At 64.6% G+C, this 19,096-nt stretch carries 18 protein-coding genes and 1 pseudogene; 12 read left to right on the top strand and 7 right to left on the bottom strand.

The annotated features are described in order from the left end of the window. The first annotated feature begins 329 nt into the window (after positions 1 to 329). From KHP60_RS22755 to KHP60_RS22720, 8 genes are all read left to right on the top strand, one after another. On the top strand, positions 330 to 2,414 hold the full coding sequence (locus KHP60_RS22755) for a TonB-dependent receptor domain-containing protein (RefSeq protein ID WP_409366310.1): 2,085 nt from the start codon (positions 330 to 332) through the stop codon (positions 2,412 to 2,414). A gap of 63 nt (positions 2,415 to 2,477) precedes the next feature. Beyond that, the gene (locus tag KHP60_RS22750) at positions 2,478 to 3,239 is read left to right on the top strand and encodes a siderophore-interacting protein (protein WP_213566569.1); all 762 of its coding nucleotides are present in this window, start codon (positions 2,478 to 2,480) and stop codon (positions 3,237 to 3,239) included. A gap of 48 nt (positions 3,240 to 3,287) precedes the next feature. Next, positions 3,288 to 4,214 (top strand): siderophore ABC transporter substrate-binding protein, encoded by a 927-nt coding sequence (locus tag KHP60_RS22745; protein ID WP_213566573.1) that lies wholly within the window; start codon positions 3,288 to 3,290, stop codon positions 4,212 to 4,214. A 140-nt stretch (positions 4,215 to 4,354) separates the two neighbouring features. Further along, the gene (locus tag KHP60_RS22740) at positions 4,355 to 5,284 is read left to right on the top strand and encodes an ABC transporter permease (protein ID WP_249689047.1); all 930 of its coding nucleotides are present in this window, start codon (positions 4,355 to 4,357) and stop codon (positions 5,282 to 5,284) included. Continuing rightward, positions 5,277 to 6,239: an iron chelate uptake ABC transporter family permease subunit gene (locus KHP60_RS22735; protein WP_213566567.1), complete on the top strand. Its 963-nt coding sequence runs from the start codon at positions 5,277 to 5,279 to the stop codon at positions 6,237 to 6,239. Before KHP60_RS22740 ends, KHP60_RS22735 begins: the two co-directional genes overlap by 8 nt. Continuing rightward, complete coding sequence (locus tag KHP60_RS22730; RefSeq protein ID WP_213566566.1) at positions 6,236 to 6,994, top strand: ABC transporter ATP-binding protein; 759 nt, start codon at positions 6,236 to 6,238, stop codon at positions 6,992 to 6,994. The genes KHP60_RS22735 and KHP60_RS22730 overlap by 4 nt, the downstream gene beginning before the upstream one ends. Positions 6,995 to 7,118: 124 nt before the next feature. After that, the gene (locus KHP60_RS22725; RefSeq protein ID WP_213566565.1) at positions 7,119 to 7,973 is read left to right on the top strand and encodes an alpha/beta fold hydrolase; all 855 of its coding nucleotides are present in this window, start codon (positions 7,119 to 7,121) and stop codon (positions 7,971 to 7,973) included. Further along, entirely contained in the window at positions 7,970 to 8,968 is a 999-nt protein-coding gene (locus KHP60_RS22720; protein WP_213566564.1) for an ornithine cyclodeaminase family protein, read from the top strand. Before KHP60_RS22725 ends, KHP60_RS22720 begins: the two co-directional genes overlap by 4 nt. Positions 8,969 to 8,981: 13 nt before the next feature. Here KHP60_RS22720 and KHP60_RS22715 read toward each other — a convergent pair whose 3' ends face one another. The 3 genes from KHP60_RS22715 to KHP60_RS22705 all read right to left on the bottom strand — a co-directional run bounded on the left by KHP60_RS22715 (position 8,982) and on the right by KHP60_RS22705 (position 12,346). Next, positions 8,982 to 9,878, bottom strand: coding sequence for a DMT family transporter (locus KHP60_RS22715; RefSeq protein ID WP_213566563.1), 897 nt, complete (start codon positions 9,876 to 9,878; stop codon positions 8,982 to 8,984). A 294-nt stretch (positions 9,879 to 10,172) separates the two neighbouring features. After that, positions 10,173 to 11,066 carry an NAD(P)-dependent oxidoreductase gene (locus KHP60_RS22710; RefSeq protein WP_213566562.1) on the bottom strand — a complete coding sequence of 298 codons (894 nt, stop codon included), beginning with the start codon at positions 11,064 to 11,066 and terminating at the stop codon, positions 10,173 to 10,175. 533 nt (positions 11,067 to 11,599) lie between these two features. Continuing rightward, on the bottom strand, positions 11,600 to 12,346 hold the full coding sequence (locus KHP60_RS22705; protein WP_213566561.1) for a hypothetical protein: 747 nt from the start codon (positions 12,344 to 12,346) through the stop codon (positions 11,600 to 11,602). A 138-nt stretch (positions 12,347 to 12,484) separates the two neighbouring features. Between KHP60_RS22705 and KHP60_RS22700 the strand changes: the two genes are divergently transcribed. Continuing rightward, the gene (locus tag KHP60_RS22700; RefSeq protein WP_213566560.1) at positions 12,485 to 13,495 is read left to right on the top strand and encodes a zinc-binding alcohol dehydrogenase family protein; all 1,011 of its coding nucleotides are present in this window, start codon (positions 12,485 to 12,487) and stop codon (positions 13,493 to 13,495) included. A gap of 72 nt (positions 13,496 to 13,567) precedes the next feature. On the opposite strand, the gene KHP60_RS22695 is transcribed toward KHP60_RS22700, so the two are convergent. From KHP60_RS22695 to KHP60_RS22685, 3 genes are all read right to left on the bottom strand, one after another. Then, positions 13,568 to 14,224 carry a CmcI family methyltransferase gene (locus tag KHP60_RS22695; protein ID WP_213566559.1) on the bottom strand — a complete coding sequence of 219 codons (657 nt, stop codon included), beginning with the start codon at positions 14,222 to 14,224 and terminating at the stop codon, positions 13,568 to 13,570. Positions 14,225 to 14,317: 93 nt separating this feature from the next. Beyond that, positions 14,318 to 14,791 carry an Rrf2 family transcriptional regulator gene (locus KHP60_RS22690; RefSeq protein ID WP_213566558.1) on the bottom strand — a complete coding sequence of 158 codons (474 nt, stop codon included), beginning with the start codon at positions 14,789 to 14,791 and terminating at the stop codon, positions 14,318 to 14,320. Positions 14,792 to 14,843: 52 nt separating this feature from the next. Continuing rightward, on the bottom strand, positions 14,844 to 15,737 hold the full coding sequence (locus tag KHP60_RS22685; protein ID WP_213566557.1) for an NAD(P)/FAD-dependent oxidoreductase: 894 nt from the start codon (positions 15,735 to 15,737) through the stop codon (positions 14,844 to 14,846). Positions 15,738 to 16,086: 349 nt separating this feature from the next. On the opposite strand from KHP60_RS22685, the gene KHP60_RS22680 reads away from it, so the two are divergent. Both KHP60_RS22680 and KHP60_RS22675 read left to right on the top strand, forming a co-directional pair. Then, complete coding sequence (locus KHP60_RS22680) at positions 16,087 to 16,272, top strand: hypothetical protein (RefSeq protein ID WP_213566556.1); 186 nt, start codon at positions 16,087 to 16,089, stop codon at positions 16,270 to 16,272. A 178-nt stretch (positions 16,273 to 16,450) separates the two neighbouring features. Continuing rightward, positions 16,451 to 16,603, top strand: a complete 153-nt coding sequence (locus tag KHP60_RS22675) for a DUF1127 domain-containing protein (RefSeq protein WP_409366312.1) — start codon at positions 16,451 to 16,453, stop codon at positions 16,601 to 16,603. 249 nt (positions 16,604 to 16,852) lie between these two features. On the opposite strand, the pseudogene KHP60_RS22670 reads toward KHP60_RS22675, so the two are convergent. After that, positions 16,853 to 17,257, bottom strand: a pseudogene (locus KHP60_RS22670) (class I SAM-dependent methyltransferase); the annotation flags it as partial. 406 nt (positions 17,258 to 17,663) lie between these two features. On the opposite strand from KHP60_RS22670, the gene KHP60_RS22665 reads away from it, so the two are divergent. Continuing rightward, positions 17,664 to 18,791, top strand: a complete 1,128-nt coding sequence (locus KHP60_RS22665) for a DUF2778 domain-containing protein (protein WP_213566555.1) — start codon at positions 17,664 to 17,666, stop codon at positions 18,789 to 18,791. Positions 18,792 to 19,096 lie beyond the last annotated feature (305 nt).

Raw genomic sequence — 19,096 nt, 5'->3', positions numbered from 1 at the left:
TGAGGAAGGTCGCCGCGCGCACCGGCGACCAGAACACGCGCACGCAGATCAGCGGAATAGGGCTGGGGCATGGCTTGCCTCCCGGGCCATATGCCTGTCAACGCACAGCCCACCCGAATGGATTCAAGTCCAGATCAAAAGCGCTTTAGTAGCTGCCTCATCAATCGGCACCGTGAAGGGCTCGGGGACAGATGAGAGGGATCAACGCTTCAGTTCGACAGGATCGCGAAACAGAATTCGCAGTTCGCACGGTCTTCACACTGCCTCCGGAGAAGCCGACATCCGCCGACCAATATCGTGCGGGAAGCCGTACACGCCGAACGATCGCCGTGCTCTTCGCTTGCACCAGCCTGTCGACCATTCTTCTCCTCGACCCGAGCGCGGCCATAGCGCAGGCTGCCGGAACCGGCGCGGCCCCCGGTAACGACGATGTGATCAGTCTCGATCAGGTGGTCGTGACGGCGGCAGGCTTCGAGCAGACCGTGAAGGATGCGCCGGCGAGCATCTCGGTCATCACCCGCGAGGAACTCGAAAGGGGCTCCTTCCGCGACCTGACGGACGCGCTGCGAGAAGTGCAAGGCGTCACGGTAACCGGTGTCGCCAACGAGAAGGACATCTTCATCCGCGGCCTTCCCGGCACCTACACCCTCATCCTCGTCGACGGCAAGCGGCAGAGCACGCGCGATGCCCGCACCAACGGCAATTCGGGCTTCGAGCAGAGCTTCATCCCCCCGGTATCCGCCATCGACCGCATCGAAGTCGTCCGCGGCCCGATGTCCTCCCTGTACGGCTCCGATGCCATGGGCGGCGTCATCAACATCATCACCCGGAAGGTGTCCGACAAATGGACGACCTCGTTAACGGCTGACGGCACGCTCCAGCAGCACGAGTATTTCGGCAATTCGGCGCAAGGGTCGTTCTACACGAGCGGTCCGCTCATCCACCGCATGCTGGGCCTTCAGCTCTGGGGACGCGGCTTCGGTCGCAGCGAAGACGATTTCCTGAGCGGCATCACCGGGGCCCGCGAAGGCAATATCGGCGGGCGGCTGACCTTCACGCCCAACGAGAACCATGACCTCATGCTCGAAAGCGGCTTTACTCGCATTCGCCGGAACGCGTCCAAATGGGGCACGCTCGAAACGTCGGCCAACGACACTTATAACGACAATGACCGCAAGTACTGGTCGCTGACCCACGAAGGCCGCTGGGGGCCCACGACCTCGAACCTCTCCATCCAGCAGGAATGGGCGGAGCGCCGCAGCTACACCGAGAATCCGCGCACGTCCGTCTTCGACAAGAATCCCCGTTCGCCCGAGATCCGGAACACGATTGTCGACGGCAAGTTCACGACCCCCTTCGACCTTCTCGGCAACCACACCCTCGTGACCGGCGGCCAGTGGTCCAACGCCTCGCTGAACGACCAGAATCCGGGTCGGCGCACCGGCATCGACGAGACGTTCACGATCAATCAATGGGCTCTCTTCGCAGAGGATGAATGGCGTCTGACCGACACCTTCTCGCTCACGAATGGCTTGCGCATGGATCATCACGAGATCTATGGCGCCCATTACAGCCCGCGCAGCTACGCGGTCTGGCATGCCACCGAGAACCTCACCCTGAAGGGCGGCGTCTCGACCGGCTTCCGGGCTCCCGAGATCCGCCAGATCGCCCCGGGTTACGCCTACACCACAGGCGGCGGTGGCTGCACATACGGGCCCAACGGAACCTGCGGCGTGATCCTGGCCGATCCCAACCTGCGCGCGGAAACGAGCACGAGCTACGAAGTCGCCGCCCTGTGGGACAATCTCAACGGGTTCACCGCGAGCGCAACCTACTTCTATACCGACTTCAAAGACAAGATCAGCAACTCGCTGGTGCTGGACGATGCCGGTAATCCGGTGCGCTGGTCGGAAGATCCGAACTATCGCCTCTGGTACAACTACAACATCGACGACGCGATCATTCAGGGTGTCGAACTGGCCGCCAGCTGGCGGGCGACGGAAGAAATCTCGATCCGCGGCAGCTACACCTTCACGGATTCCGAGCAGCAGACCGGCGACTTCGCGGGATTCCCTCTGGCCCGCACGCCCAAGCACATGGCCAATGCGCGCCTCGATTGGATCACACCCGTGGCAGGCCTCTCGACATGGACGGCGGTGAACTATCACGGTTCAGAAATCGTGGGCGGCGCACGCATCGGGACCAACGGCACGCCGGTCATCATCAACGGCGCCTCTGGCCGGAAATACGATGCCTACGCCACGATGGACGCGGGCCTCACCTATAATTTCACCGAGCAACTGGCCCTGAACGCCGCCATCTACAACATCTTCGACAAGGAGATCGAACCCACCGACTACAACACGGTGGTGGAAGGGCGCCGCCTCTGGGTGGGCATGTCCGCGACCTTCTAAACCCCTGGAGTATTCCCCTCCCCGGCCGCCTCGGCGATGGAACGGCGTCAATCAGGAACAGGCATGACACACGACAGCAAGCCGGACATTCACGAGAGGCCCCGCCAGCGGCCTCCGCTGCGGAGCTGGATCCTTCGGGTCGTCGACGGCTTCGATGTGGAACCCAATATGCGCCGCGTCGTCCTGACGGCGGACGATATCGGCGAGTTCGCCTACGAGCCTGGCCAGGCGATCGTCCTGATGATCCCCGGGCCGGATGGCGGAAGCGGGCGGCGGGACTACACGATCCGCGGCATGGATCGGCTGGCAGGCTCGATCAGCGTGGACTTCGTTCTCCACGGCGATACTCCGGCTCCCACATGGGCTCGGCAAGCGAGGCCCGGCGATATGATCGAGGCGAGAGGCCCCCGCGGCGGCACCATCCTGCGCCCGGGCGCGGACTGGCATCTCATGACGGGCGACGAGACGTGCATTCCGGCCATCGCCCATATCCTCGAGACGATTCCAGCCGGCGCGAAGGCGTTCGTCTTCATCGAGGTCGATGGCAGGGATGGTGAGATTGAATTGAAGACAGAGGCGGATGCGGTCATTCGCTGGGTGCATCGCAATGGCGCACCGGCCGGACCGAGCGAGCTGATGAACCGCATGGTACAGGATCTCGCCCTGCCTCCTGGCAATGGCCACGCTTATATCATCGGCGAAACCAGCAACGTTCGCCGTCAGCGCCATACCCTCGTGGCCCGCGGGCTCGCCCGGGATCAGATCTCATCGGAAGGCTACTGGCGTCCGGGGCGGATCGGCGGACATGACCACGTGGACGACTGAACACTCGAAGGCCGAAGAACAATCGATAACCGGAGAATTGGAGTGATGATGACCTTCTCTGCCCGCCGTCATCTGGCGGTCCTCGTCGCCGGGACCCTTGCCCTCGGCTCCCTGGCGGTCGGCGCTCATGCGCAGGATCTGAAGATCCAGCATGCCAAGGGTGAGACGACCGTTCCTGCGAAGCCCAAAAAGGTTCTCGCCTTCGACATGGCCTCGCTCGACACGCTGAATGCCCTCGGCGTGGAGGTCTCCGGAGTCCCGACCGCCCGGTTCCCGGAGTATCTGGCGAAGTACGGTGCCGACAAATATGAGAAGGTCGGCACCCTGTTCGAGCCGGACTACGAGGCCGTCAACGCGGCCGAGCCGGATCTTATCATCGTGGGCGGCCGCTCCAGCGCCAAATATGGCGATCTGGCGAAGATTGCCCCCACCATCGATCTGACGGTCGATCCGAAGGATTTCCTGGGCAGCGTGAAGCGCAACGTCCAGCTTCTCGGCAGGATCTTCGACAAGCAGTCTGAAGCCGACGCGCAGCTCGCAAAGCTCGAAAAATCCATGGCCGACCTGCGACAGGATGCGGCCAAGGCCGGCAAGGGCCTGCTCGTGCTGACGACCGGCGGCAAGATGAGCGCCTATGGACCGGGCTCCCGCTTCGGCGTTCTGCACGGCGAGTTCGGAATCGTGCCTGCGGTCGAGGGACTGGCCACGACCAACCACGGCCAGGCCGTGACGGCGGAATTTATCCTCAAGACCAACCCGGACTGGCTGTTCGTGATCGACCGGGACGTGGTCACCGGCCAGGGTAACGGCGCCGCCAAGAAGGTGCTGGAGAACGAACTCGTGGCCCAGACGACCGCCTGGAAGAACGGCCAGGTCGTCTATCTCGATCCGGTCAACTGGTACCTGGTCGGCGGCGGGCTCACCGCTCTGCAGGCCAGCATCGACCAGATTGCCAAGGCCGTGACGAAGACGTAAGCCGCGTATCCGGATGCTGATTGACCGCGGATCGCTCCATGAGCGATCCGCTTTTACATGTGGAACCGTGGGTCGGGACAAGGCCCGCCCAAAGCCCCCGAGCGAACGTGAGATCCCTCCTCCTTGCCCTGGCAGCCGTGATGATCCTGGCTCTGATCAGCCTGTTGATCGGAGCAAGCGATCTGTCCCTCACCGCCCTCTTCTCCCCCCAGGAGGGAGAGCGCGCCGTCCAGATCCTCGTGGTTTCCCGCATTCCCAGAACCGTTGCCCTCATCCTGGCCGGCATGGCCATGGCGGTGGCCGGGCTGATCATGCAGATGCTGACCCAGAACCGGTTCGTCGAGCCGTCCACGGCGGGCACGGTCGAGTCGGCGAGCCTTGGCCTCCTCATCGTTACGCTGTTCGCCCCCGATTTTCCGGTAATCGGGAAGATGCTGGTGGCCGCAGCCTTTGCGCTCACCGGAACGGCCCTGTTCCTGCGCATCCTGCGGCTCGTGCCCCTGCGCTCCGTCCTGACCGTGCCGCTGGTCGGCATCATGCTCGGCGGCATCATCAGCGCGATCACCACGTTCTTCGCCTACCGTTTCGACCTTATGCAATCCCTGAATGCCTGGACGACCGGGGATTTTTCCGGTGTTCTCCGCGGTCGCTACGAATTGTTGTGGGTGACCTTCGTCCTGACCGTTATGGCCTATGCGGCCGCCGATCGGCTCACCCTCGCCGGGATGGGACGGGACTTCGCAATCAATCTTGGCCTGCATTACCGCAGCATCGTGTCCTTCGGCCTGATCATCGTGTCGATGGTCACGGCGACCGTGGTCGTCACGGTCGGCATGATGCCGTTTCTGGGCCTGATCGTTCCGAACGTGGTCAGCATGATGATCGGCGACAACATGCGCCGCGCCCTGCCCTGGGTTGCCGTGATGGGCGCGGGCCTCGTGCTGGCCTGCGACGTGGTCGGCCGCGTGGTATACTATCCCTACGAGATTCCCATCGGCACCATCATGGGAATCGTCGGCAGCGCGCTCTTCCTGGTTCTTCTCCTCAAGGGGCGCGAGCGCCTTGCGTAAGAAAGATCCGCGACCGGTCCGTGTGCTCCTGATCCTCGCTGCCATCGCGGCGGCGGTGATCGTGCTGTTCATGACGCTGAATGCCAAAGGACGGTGGGATTTCATCCTCCCGTTCCGTGGCATGAAGGTCCTGTCCATGGTTCTGGTCGCCTATTCCATTGCGGTCTCGACCGTCCTGTTCCAGACGGTGAGCCACAACCGGATTCTGACGCCCTCCATCATGGGTTTCGACGCCCTCTACGTCCTGATTCAGACCGGCCTCATCTTCACCCTCGGGTCGGCCGGCTTGACGGCTCTCGATCCGCGCCTGCTGTTCGGGATCGAGGTCGCCGCGATGGTGGCGTTCTCCAGCCTGCTCTACCGATGGCTGTTCTCCGGCAGCAGCCGCAGTCTTCATCTCCTCCTCCTCGTCGGCATCGTCTTCGGCGTGCTGTTCCGCAGCCTGTCCGGCTTCATGCAGCGGATCATCGACCCCAACGAGTTCGTCGTGCTGCAGGACCGGCTGTTCGCGAACTTCAACAGCGTCGACGGCAACCTGCTGGCCGTCTCGGCCGCAGCGGTCGTCGTCGTATCCGTCGTCGGGTGGCGGCTGATGCACGCCTACGACGTGCTGGCTCTGGGGCGGGAAACTGCCGTCAGTCTCGGGGTCGACCACAACCGTGTGACGAGTGTCGTGCTCATGCTGGTTGCGGTCCTCGTCGCCGTGTCGACGGCATTGGTCGGACCCGTCACCTTCTTCGGGCTCCTCGTGGCCAATCTCGCCTATCAGATCGCCGGAACCCACAAACACCGCTTCATCCTGCCCGGCGCGAGCCTGCTCGCCGTCATCTGCATCGTAGGCGGACAGCTCGTCCTCGAGCGGATCTTCGCCTCCGACACGGCGCTCAGCATCGTCATCGAATTCGTGGGCGGGATCGTCTTCCTGGCCCTCCTGATCAGAGGAACGGCCCGTTGATCGAGATCTCCAAAGTCAGCAAGGCCTATGGCGACACCATCGTCGTGCGCGACGTGTCACTCACCCTGCCCAGGCAGGGCGTCACCTCCATCATTGGCCCCAACGGCGCCGGCAAGTCGACGCTTCTGTCGATGATCAGCCGCCTTCTGCCGATGACCGCCGGCACGGTCACGGTCGACGGGCTCGACGTCACGCAGACGCCGTCCGACATTCTTGCCAGGCGGTTGTCCATTCTCCGGCAGGACAACCGGGTTTCGTCCCGTCTGACGGTTCGGGATCTGGTCGAGTTCGGCCGTTATCCCTATTCCAGGGGCCGTCTCACGGCAGAGGACCGCGCTCACGCCGCCAGGGCAATCGGATACCTGGATCTTGAGCCTTTGGCCGACCGCTTTCTCGACGAATTGTCCGGCGGTCAGCGCCAGCGGGCCTATGTTGCCATGGTGCTCTGCCAGGAGACCGAGTACGTGCTTTTCGACGAGCCCTTGAACAACCTCGACATGAAGCACGCGGTCGGCATGATGAAGCTGCTGCGCCGGGCCGCCGACGACTTGGGCAGGACGATCGTACTCGTGCTCCATGACATCAACTTCGCATCCTGCTACTCGGACTATCTGGTCGCCATGCGCGACGGTGCCGTCGTCCATCACGGCACCCCGGCTCAGATCATGACCGGCCCTGTGATCCGCGCCGTCTACGACATGGACGTCGAGATCCAGGACATCCGCGGCTACAGAATCTCGAACTATTATCTGTGAACCTTCGGGACCATCATCACCAATTGTGCATGCAGCCCTCGGTTTCATGTTCTCTGCGCATGCAGGTGATGCGTGGTCCTGGAATAGGAGCGCACACCGAACTGAAAGTGGAGGCCCATTCCGCATGCCCAATCGTCTGATCGCCGACCGCGACCGCTTCGCGTCCCTCCATCCCGAACAGCGGATTGCCAACGGCGGGCGCGAGTGGGGATACGTGCAGGCAGGCGACCGAGGCCCGGCGCTGCTGCTCATCCCCGGAACTCTGGGCCGAGGCGACATCTTCTGGCAGCAGATCGAGGCACTGAAAGACCGCGCCCGCATCGTCGCCGTCACCTATCCCGGGAGCGGCGGCGTAACCGAGTGGGCAGGCGATCTGGCGGAACTCTGCGGCAGGCTCGAACTTGGACGCGTCACCATTCTCGGCTCGTCCCTCGGGGGATACGTGGCACAGTACTTCGCCGCCACCTACCCGAACCTCGCCGAGAGGCTCATTGCCGCCAACACGCTGCATTCCGTCGCCGACGTCGCGAGCCGCCCGCCCTATTCCTCGGACCTCGACAATGCCCCGATCGAGGAGATCCGTGCAGGCTTCGGCCGTGGTCTCGGCGCCTGGCGCGACGACCATCCGGAACAGGCGGAATTGATCGACCTTCTGATGGCGGAAGTGGCCGGGCGCATTCCCGAGCTGGAGCTCCGCACGCGGCTGAATGCACTGAAACGCGGGCCCGCGCTGCCGCCGCTCGAACTGCCCCGGGACGGGATCGCGACGATCGAGGGCGCCGACGACCCGCTGATCCCGCCGCAGATGCGCGACGCAGTGCGGGCGCGGCTGAACCCTTCGGTCGCCTATCTCTTCGAATGGGGCGGACACTTCCCCTATGTCGTGCGACCGGATCTCTATGTGTCGCTGCTCGAAGAGCAACTCGGCGTGCCCGTCACGGGCGACGGCTGGGGCAAAGGGGAGATGCGCGCCCGATGATCGTCCTCTCCGACAAGGATATGAGGTCGCTCCTGCCGATGACCGACGCCATCGAGATCGTTCAGAGAGCGATGATTGCGGTCTCTGCCGGCGCGGCCAACCTGCCGCTGCGTTCAGCTATCGACGTGGGCGCTCCCAACATGATGGGTGTCATGCCGGGCGCCTTCATGCCGGGCAACGGCCAAGTCGAGGCGTGTTTCGGGGTGAAGCTGGTGAGCCTGTTTCCCGAAAATCCCGATGCCGGATACTCGTCGCATCAGGGAGCGATCGTCCTGTTCGAGCCGGAGCACGGCTCCGCCATCGCCATGATGAATGCCGGCCTTCTGACCGCAGTACGCACGGCCGCCGCCAGCGCGGTGGCGACGCGGGCGCTGGCCCGGCCGGATTGCGGCACGCTCGCAATGGTCGGAGCGGGCGAACAGGCCGAGCACCATCTCGAAGCCATGCTCTGCGTGCGGCCCTCCATCCGCGAGCTGCGGGTGGTCGGTCGGCGGCGCGAGAAGGCGGAGGCCTTCGCGTCCCACGCCGCAGATCGCCATCCCGGCCTCGCCATCCGCGTGTTCGACGATGTCCGTTCCGCCGTCGAGGGGGCCGACCTCGTCTGCACAGTCACGTCGTCGCCCGAGCCGGTCCTGATGGGCGCGTGGGTGTCACCGGGCACGCATGTGAACGTGGTCGGAGCCTCGATCCCCTCGAAGCGGGAGATCGACGAGGAGATGGTGGCGCGCTCCCGGCTCTTTGTCGACTACCGTGCCTCCACCTTCGCGCAGGCCGGCGAGATCATCCGCGCTCTCGAGAGCGGCCGCATTCAGCGCGAGCACGTCCTGGCCGAGATCGGCGAGGTTCTTGCGGGCAAGGCGGCAGGGCGTGAGGCGGCCAGCGACATCACGCTCTACCGCTCGCTCGGCATCGCCGCACAGGACCTCGCCTGCGCGACCCATTGCTGGCGTGAGGCGAGAGCCCGGGGCCTGGGTGTCGAGGCGTCTCTCGATTGAGCAAAAGCGATCACTACCGCTGGCGGTCCCACACGAGGGCCGCCAGGGGCATGACGTGGTTGCGCCTCAGGGTGATGATCAGGACACCGCAGAGCGCAATGCCCGTGCCGATCGCCATTCGCAGGTCGAAATGATCGCCTGTGATGAGAAGTCCGAGTGCCACGGTCATGAGCGGGTTCATGATGGTCAGGGGTGCGATCAGGTTGGCGGGGTACTTCCCGATGAGCCCGTAATAGATGGTGTGGGCCACGAGCGACACGATCAGGGCCGAAAACAGCAGGGCGGCCAGGAAGGCCCAACCGGCCTCCATCGCCTGGGAAATCTGGTTGGACTCGAGGCCCGCCGTGAGGAAGGTCAGCGGCAGTACGGAGGCAAGGCCGATCCAGGCTTGGAACCGCAGCGGCTGCACGCCTTCCATCTGCTTCATCATCACGGCCGCCAGCGAGCCCGCGGCCGCGGATCCCAGGATCAGGGCGAGGCCGCCCGAGATCGGAAAGCCGCCGGCGGGATCCCACATCACGAGCACGCCACCCACGAAAGTCAGCGCGATGCCGAGACCCCGCTTCCAGTAGACCTTCTCTCCCAGTATCGCGACCGACAGAAGAGTCGTGATCGGCAGGCCGAGCTGCGACACGATGGCGGCGCTCGACGGACTCGCGGTCCGGATGCCCAGGAAGAAGAGAGCAAAGCCGCCTCCCCCCATGAGGAACCCGACCAGAAGGATGCGCCATGTCGGCCGCGGCATGGGCAGGAGCCAGGGCAGCGCCAGCAGGGCGACGATCCCGTAGCGGATGGCCGCGTAGAACAACGGCGGGATCGCCATGTCCGAGACGACAATCTTGCTCACCACCGTATGGGCCGCCCATAGAAGGCAGACCAGGAGCATCAGGGAGAAATCACGCAGAGTCATGATGATGGATAACTCGTCCCTGACATGCACCACAAATGCCGGTTGCGTAGGGCTGTCATGTTCTTCTGGGTTGGGGACGTTCACTCCACAGCAACGATTGCATAGCCGGGTCTCCCCAGCCTCGAAGCCTGCCTGAATATCCGCTCCTTCGTCATCACCGGCCTTGTGCCGGTGATCCCGGCCGGAAAGGCATGGCGCTTCACCGGATCTAGATGGCCGGCACAGGGCCGGCCATGACGAGGGTGGGTTGTCCACGGAAGGCCGATGAACCCTTGCCTCGTTCCGAACAGAGCCTCACCTGACATGGGCCCAGATATCGTCCTGCGGCTCGTAGCCGATGAGCCGGCGGGTGGTCTCGATGTCCCACGGCATGCCCCGGTTGGCAGACATGCCGTTGACGACGATGCCCGGCTGCGGCCAGGCTTGCGCCTCGGCGAGAAGTGCCCGCTCCATGACGGCCGTGAAGTCCCGGTTCGAAAGCCACATGTTGCGGAACCAGCGCAGATCCCGCTCGGTGTCCGGGCCGGCATTCGTCTCCTCGCCGGGCAGCCCGGACGTGTTGATCGTCTCCGGCCTGTTCTCTCCCGGCTGACACCAGCCGATCCGGACGCAGACGCCGGTCAGCCTCCCGTTCGATCGTTGCGCCTCGGCGAGGCAGGCACGTTCGCCCATCAGCTTGGACGCCGCATAGGCAAAGCCCTGGAGCATCTCCCGGCCGTTGAACCAGCGGGTTCCCGGCCCCGGCGGCAGGGATGTCGTCAGTGCGCCAGGGGTCAGCGCATCGGCGAGCGGCGCGTCCTTGTATTGCCCCATCACATGGTTGGAGGAGGCGAACACGATCCGTTGCAGTCCGGCCCGGCTGACCGCCGCCAGCAGGGCCAGGGTCATGTCGAAGGACGCGGAGGCATCGCTCCAGGGAGCGTCCGGATAGGGGTTCTGGGCTGCGAAATGAACCGCGGCATCGACCTCGGCCAAAGCGTCATGCCATTGCACGTCGGAGGGATCAGCCAGATCGCCTGAAACCCATTGCACCCGATCGACCGGCTTGGCCAATGAGGGCGGCGAGCGATCAAGCGCGACAATCCGTTCGCACCAGTCCTGTGCCAGGAGATGAGCCATCAGCTTCCGGCCGAGATTGCCTCCCGCGCCCGTGATGAGGACAGAGCGAACCGGTTTGAGGGAAGTCATGATCGGACTGGCGCTCCTAGATGTCGTGCAATGGGCACTATTGCGCTGCCGACGGCGGCTGTCACCACTGGGTCACCAAAACGTCCCGCCTCGTCAGACGCGCACTCTCTCCCTCGTCATCACCGGCTTTGTGCTTGTGACACCGCTTCGTAAAGCACGGCCTTCACAGAATCAGGCCAGGCTCTGAAGCTGGAGCGTTCGATTCAAGGCATGAAAAAGCCCAGGCTCCGGGGCGAACGGGCGCGATGCCTTCGCATCTCTCGCCTCGCCTGCTACGGGCCTGGGCTGATAGGGTCCAGACGGGCGCCTGCATCGTCAGGCAAGCGCAGGAACGAACCATGCCGGAGTACATCCGTCCTGGCACGGTCTCATCGACGCTGGCGGTGACGCCCGCCGCTGTCGAAGTCCACAACAATGTCCGCTGGGTCAACCTGATATGGGGATTGAAAAGCAATCCGCAAGGGCTCGACAACCCAAACAGGATCCGGATTTCGGACGAATGGTCTCCCGTCCAACGCTGGTGGGAGCCATCGCTAAGATGGCGTCTCGCCCACGTTGCTCCCGTTCAGGGACACCGGGTCTGCCCGCCGCTTAGCCCGGTCGGCGGCTTCCTCGGCGCATTTTTCCAGATGGGCCGTCTTGTTGATCACCTGCAGATTGGGTGCGCCCCAGAAGGCGAGCAGTTCTGGCCAGGGCCGTAAGCGATGCTCGGACCAGACGGCGAAGAGTGGAACGCGGTGGTCGACCTCGGCGGTCCTGAGCAGGCGGCGCCCGCTCGCCGCGCAACGCCGCTGCTGGCGCAGCTTCAGGATCCTGAGGTGATCGGGCGGCGCCGTCCAGAGCTGCCAGGCCACGACGCAGGCCGCATGCCACGTGGCGTTTCGGTTCGGCTTGCCGTCATTCCAGAGGTCACGATGCCAGCCCAGCCGGTAGACGGGCTGCCCGCAGACGCAGCAATGCCCGGGTCCATGCGCGAAGGCTGACTCGCGGTACGGTGCCGGCGGCATGCGGAAGGACATCGGCACGCCGGAATCCTTGTCGGAGCCGATGCGCCACTGCCAGCCTGCCGGCTGACCGCTCCTGGCGGCCAGCGCCCGAGCGAGCCGGTCGGCCAGCAGCGGGCGATGCCGCCAGTAGGATTCCACGGCGCGGCGCTGCGTCGGCGGGATCAGCGGCTGCCGGAGCGCATGGGACAGGACACAGGCGGGAAACAGCGCGGAGAGACGCTTCTCGAGCCGGGCCCGCGCCTTCTGGTTCTTCTCGTCTCTCCAGGTCGACATCCGGATCAGCCATCTCGTGTGAATCGCCGCCCTGTCTGTAGCGGCAAGATGCATCGACGGGAACATCAGCGTTGCGCTTTCGCGTGCTCGCCCTAAGCTCGCAACATACGGAAAGATAACCGTCGGGAGAAAATGCCGATGAAAGCCCTTCGCTGCGACGAGCCCGGCCGGCTGAGCGTGATCCAGCGGGACGTTCCGAGCGCCGGTCCAGGCGAGGTGCTCGTGCGCATCCGGCGGGTCGGCATCTGCGGAACCGATTATCATATCGTCCAAGGCAACCAGCCCTATCTCGAATACCCCCGGGTGATCGGCCACGAACTCGCAGGCGAGATCGCCGAGGCGCCCGGCAACGGTTCCTTCAAGAGCGGCGACATCGTCTGCATCGAACCCTATCTCTATTGCGGCACGTGCCGCGCCTGTCGGCAGGGCAAGACGAATTGCTGCCGGCACCTGCAGGTCCTGGGTGTGCATCGCGACGGCGGGGCCTGCGAGTACATTGCCGTACCGGAGCGCAATGTCGTGCCGGCGACGGGCCTTGGCCTGGACGAGGCAGCCATGGTCGAGTTCCTGGCGATCGGCGCCCACGGCGTACGCCGCTCAGGGGCCGACGCGGCGAGCCGCGTTGCCGTGGTAGGGGCCGGGCCGATCGGGATCGCGGCGGCGATCTTCGCGAAAGCGCGCGGCGCCGAAGTTTCCGTTCTCGACATGAACGCCCGGCGGCTTGCCTTCTGCAGGGACGAGATCGGCGTCGATCATGTCTTCGAGGTATCGTCCGGCATCGACGATCGTCTCAAGGCGGCCACCGACGGCGACTTCTTCGATACCGTCATCGACGCCACCGGAAGCCCGAAGGCGATGATGACGGGCTTCTCCTATGTCGGTCACGGCGGCACCTACGTGCTCCTGTCGATCGTGCGCGCCGATATCACCTTCAATGACCCGGAATTTCACAAGCGCGAGACGTCGCTGCTCGGCAGCCGCAATGCCACGCGGCAGGATTTCGAGACCGTACTCGACGCCATGCGCAGCGGCGGAGTGCCGACGGCAGCCCTGGCAAGCCACCGGGGCGGCCTCGACGACGCGCCCGGGCTCATCCCGATGTGGTCGGCACCGGAGGCTGGAGTCATCAAGGCGCTGCTCGAGATCTAGTCGCAAGGAGAGTTGCGACGCACCGTCGACGATCCGCGCAAGTCGCAATAGGCCTCGGGCTGAAGGGAAGCCCTATTTGAAGATCCGGCACTTCGGTTCATCGAACTCGAAGGGAAACTTGTCCTCGGCGGCAAAGAAGTCGTCGAAGGCCTTCTTCACGCCGGGCCAATGCGGGTAATCGTCGCCGATGAGCACGCCGCCTTGCTGGATCATCGGCCACCATTCGCGCAGGTCCGACGTGACGGCATGAACGTCGTGGCCGCCATCGATGTGGACCACGTCCGGCCGCACATCGTTGTGCCGCAGGACGTGCGCCGCATTCACCGAGTCGAGGGGCAGAGGAAGGACGTAATCCTGCAGCCCCTCCCCGACGATGTTGGCCGCGAAGGTGTGATAGAGAGCCGGAAAGCCGTTGACGAAATTCAAGTGCGCGAACCACTCGTCGTTGTTCCAGTGGTCCCAGGCGCCGAGCCACGTATCGATGGCGATCACGACCCCGTCGTGGTTCATCTCCTTCATCCTGGACGCGAGCGAGATGACGGATCCGCCCTTCCAGACGCCCACCTCGACCACCACCGCCGGTCTCAGCGCCTCAATGGCCTCCGTTAGGTAAGGATGACTCGAGCCCCAGCCCTGATGATCCTGCCGGTAAAGTCGGCTCGGATAGTTCAGGAACGGATCCTGGCCGCGCCACATCGTGCCGACCAGTGCCTCGCGGACCTTCGTCATCCTCGGCCTCGCTCATGATGGATGCATGGACAACCTTCCACCCCTGAACAACAGCATTCCTGCCGATAAGGTTCATGGATCTGAGAAGGGCCGTCACGCCACGTGCTTACCTATGTGCTTTCCCTGGCAGGTGCCACGGGTCGTCACAGCGGCCCGCAGCGTGAAATCCGCCGCGATCTCGGACAGCCTCACCTCGCCGAAGCGCGCCAGAAGCTGGCGCTCGGCTTCTTCCAGGGTCTGTCCGAGTGCGGCATTCACGGCCTGCTCCACGAGACATTCCGGCGCGTCCGTAGCCATGCCCAGCGCGAAGAGCTCGGGCGCGCCGAGCGCCGTGTAGACATCGAGGAGCGTCATGTCGGCGAGCGGGCGCGCCAGCGTCCAGCCGCCACCATGTCCCTTCACCGAACTGACATATCCGGCCTCGCGCAGTCCTGCCATGGTCCGCCGCACCACGGTCGGATTGGTGCCGAGCATCCGGCCGATCTGCTCCGAGGTCATGGCGTCCCGATGCTGCTCCATGTGGAGCAGCACGTGGAGGATGCGCGAGAGGCTTCCGTTCTGTCGCAAGGGGCCGGGTTTCCTTCAGTCCTCTTCTGCTAGCACAGGTCGCGGCCCATCGTCAGCCGCCGAAGATCAGGGATTGATGCGCGGCCATCCCGGCCAGGGCACCGTCGCCGACGGCGAGCGTCACGGATCCCGCCATCCGTGCGGCATCGCCGCAGGCGAAGACGCCGGGAGCGGTGGTGGCCTTGATCCCATCGGTGCGAATGACGGCACCCGTGGGTCCTTCGTCGAACGCGCAGCCGAGCTGCTCGGCGATCGGGCTTGCGACACTCGTCCGGGTGAGAGTGAACAGACCGTCGAGGGGCACGACGCGTCCCTCGCGCATGACGATCGTCGCCCCGTCGCCTTCGAGGCGATCGACGATGCCGTCGTCGAGGGTGACGCCGCGCCGCCGGAGCTGTTCGGTCTGCTCGAGATCAGGCGTGAACGCGCCGTTGAGGAAGAAGGTCGTCGGCCCCCAATCGGGCAGCAGCATCGCATGGTGGAAGGACTTGGGCGACAGGGCGAGAACACCGATGCGGCCCCGATCGAGCTCGTAGCCGTGGCAGTAGGGGCAGTGGAAGACGCTCCTCCCCCAGCGCTCTTCGAGGCCCGGGATCTCGGGCAGATGATCCTTGACGCCCGGGGCCAGCACGAGCCGCCGGCCCGTCCTCTCCTCTCCCGTGGCGCCGATGGTGATGCGAAAACCCTCCTCCACCGCGCCCGCCCGGGTAGCCTCGCCGGCGAGCCATTCGACCGTGTCGTATGCCAGAAGCTGCGACCGGCCCTTGGCGGCGATCTCGGCGGCCGCCGTGCCGTCCTGCGTCAGGAATCCGTGGGAGTTTCCCGCAAACCGGTTGCGGCGCATTCCAGCATCGATCACCAGCACCCGCCGCCTTGCCCGGGCGAGCTGAAGCCCCGCCGCCAGCCCAGCATAGCTGCCTCCGATGATCATCACGTCGTAGGTCATGCCTCACTCCTTCACATTTCATGCAACACGATATGCCACATGATTATGCGAACGGGAGATCTTACGCAACTTCAAAAGTATCGTGACCGGAAGAACCCTCGTGCGCTGCCGTGAGGTCGCAACTGACTTATCGGATCGAACCCAGGGTCAGTCTGGCCCCGATGCCTAATGCCGAACCACTTTGCCGCAGAAACAGGCTCTCAGCGCATAGCAAGAAAGCATTTACCTTTGTGACATGCGACAACTGCATAGGACACATTCTGTAATTCGCCTTTTGCAGCGCACAAGAACCCTCATATTACCTATACGAAAGTATGAGGCCCCGTTGGGCCAAACCAGGACAGACCCGATGAGCACGTTGCAGATCAGCGCCCCCCTTACCGTCCAGACACCTGCCGCCGCCCGGCGAGCCGGACCGGTGCTGCGCATCCTGCGTGCCGTGGTCGAGGCCATGGCCCAGACCAATCGCCAGAGAGCCGCGCGCGAGATCGCCCGGGTCTCTCGCCGCTACGGCATCAAGGCCGCGGGCATCTGAGATCCCGTCCGACCCAAGCCCCATTCAGGAGACCACCATGATCATCATCAGCTTCCTCCGCCTCTTCCGCAGCATCCTGTCCGAAGCCCGCCAGATGCAGAGCGAGGCGGCCCGTCGCCACCCTCACCTCGACTGGTAATCCGGAACGCCGGAGCCCACGCTTTTACGGAGATACCCCATGATCACGTCCATGATCCTTGCCCGCCTCGCCTCCTGGCGCCGTTTCCGCCAGACCCTCCGCGAGCTCGAAGCGCTCAACGACCGGGAACTGGCCGATCTCGGCCTCGGTCGCCGCGACATTCGCACCGTCGCCCGCGAGGCGGCTCACTAGGCCATTCCCACGACCTCCCGGCTCGTCGTTCTCACATGGCGAGACGAGCCGGGAGGGGCGCGACCCATCGGAGCCTTCGCGCACCGCCGGTGCGGCGTGCGCGATGCCGCGGCACAGGAAGCCGACCGGCCGCGGCGCTCCGTCGAGGTAATAGGACTCGATGCGCTGGATCGTGAGTCCGGCCTCGTCGAGCAGCTTCTGGACGGGGCGTGTCAGGTTGCAGCCCACGGCGAGCTTGCGCCAGATCGGGTTGAGCCGATGCTGCCATGCCGCCACGCCGGCATCGCTCGACAGGCCGTGTTCCAGAAACAGCACGCGTCCGTTCGGCTTCAGCACGCGACGCACCTCGCGAAGGGCCTGCACCGGATCCTCCACCGAGCACAGGGTGTAGGTGATCACCGCCGTGTCGATGATTCCATCTGCCAGTGGCAATGACTCTGCCGGCCCCTGAATGATCTCAAGGGGCACCGGTGAGCGACGGCGGCGCTCGCGGCCGAGATCCAGAAACTCCGCAATGGGATCGACGCCGATCACGCGCGTGACGCGAGCCGGATCGTAGAGCGGCAGATTCAACCCCGGCCCGATCCCGATTTCCAGCACAAGGCCAGTGGCCTGCGGAACCACCTTCTCACGCTCAGCCGCAATGCTTTCCATCGAGCACAGGCAGCTGACGAAGCGAGGACCGATGTGACGTGCATAGAACCCCATGCCGAGGTCCTCCCGTTTGAGAATGGAAAAGACGCCCCCTGTCTCATCCATAACCTGTGCCGGTCCTGCGATCTGTGAGCCAGCGCACGCCGTCCCACGTGCGGGATCAGGCTCGAAGGCGGGTTCCACTTTTGGGTTCCGCAGATGCTCTGGGCGACGGGATCGAGAAGGCCGATCCATGCCTCGACAACAGCGCGTCCGATTATCCCTAATTTAACCAAGCCGTCGTTTAATCGGCCTTGTGAAGATATTGCTTCACGCATGAAGGCTTCGATCGCTCCGGCGCTCGTTCCCGCACGACCGGGGGTCCGAGGCATGTCATGCGCACTCGAGTTGTTGCGTAGAGTTCGCCATGTTGCACAGGTCCTATCCGTCAGGCGGTCGCGCCCCGCGCAGAAAGCGGCGCAATTTTTTTCCGACGGCGGCTCTCGTGGCGATCTCGATGAGCCCGCTGGCCTATTTCACCGATCTCCACCAGCCGAGCGATGATCCACCTGTCGAACACGTGAGCCGCGTCCCGGGCTCCGCGTCTTTGCAGGGCGCGGCAACGGTCGCCTACGACGCGACGCTGGTCGCCCCCATGCCGGCCATGAAGACCGAGGCTCTTCACTTCGCCCGCAACGCTCCTCTTAAGGCCGCGTTCAAGCTGCCGCCGGAGCAGCACCATGCGAGCATCGCCCCGGTAGCGCCCCCGATGCCCGAGACACCCGCTCCGCCGGCACCGGTCCAGGAGGTGGCGGAAGCCTCGCAACCGGTTCCCGCGCCGGTTCCCCTGCCCGTGCCGCGTCCCGCCGACCTGCAGCCCCCGAAACCTGCCGTGCCGATCCGGATGGCGAGCGCACCGACTCGCGTGCCGATGACGCAAAGGACAGCGGCTGCAGCCAGTGCGCCGGCCGACAACCGCTCCTTCATCGAGAAGCTTTTCGGCGTCAAGCCCGCCTCCCCGCCCGACGCCGCGCTCAGCTATGCCTCCCTCGACAACGGCACCGGCAGCATCTCGCCGACATCGCGCTTCGTTCCCGCACCCGATCCCGGAGGCGCGGGAACCGCCGTCTACGACATCAGTGCCCAGGTGGTCATCATGCCGAACGGCGAGAGGCTGGAGGCACATTCGGGCCTCGGCGACATGATGGACAATCCGCGCTACGTGAACGTGCGAATGAAGGGCGCAACGCCGCCGGGCACCTACGTCGTCACCGAACGCGAAAAGCTCTTCCACGGCGTGCGGGCTCTCCGTCTCACGCCGGTCGGCGGCAGCGCCGCCATCTACGGCCGCGACGGCATTCTCGCCCATACCTACATGCTGGGTCCACGCGGGGACTCGAACGGGTGCGTGTCGTTCAGGAACTACGACCGGTTCCTTCAGGCCTATCTGCGGGGTGAAGTGAAGCGCCTGATCGTCACCGCCGGACGCGGACAGGATCTCCTCCCCCGCATGGTCAACAGGAGCAACCTCCGGCGTTCCGCGCGCGCCATTTGAGGCGGGCGCATGGATTGGGCTGCGTAATGGATCCTGTCTGATGTTGGATCCTGTCTGATGTTGCCCGTCATGGCCGGGCTTGACCCGGCCATCCCGATGCTGAGAGGCGCTGTGCCTTTCCGATCGGGATCACCGGCACAAGGCCGGTGATGACGTGGAGGAGGTGATGACGTGGAGGGGGTGATCAGGCCTGGGGACAATGTTCTCACTTTGTTCTTGACACTGTGTTGCACACAAGCTAGAGAGTTGCCTTAGATCGGTTCCTGACGAGGGGCGCGCTCGAGGCGTCGCAGCGTGGGAGCCGG

The organism is Microvirga sp. 3-52, from assembly GCF_018383585.1.
Taxonomy (GTDB): domain Bacteria; phylum Pseudomonadota; class Alphaproteobacteria; order Rhizobiales; family Beijerinckiaceae; genus Microvirga.
Note: the sequence above shows the minus strand (reverse complement) of the source record. Positions and strands in the feature narration are given on the sequence as shown.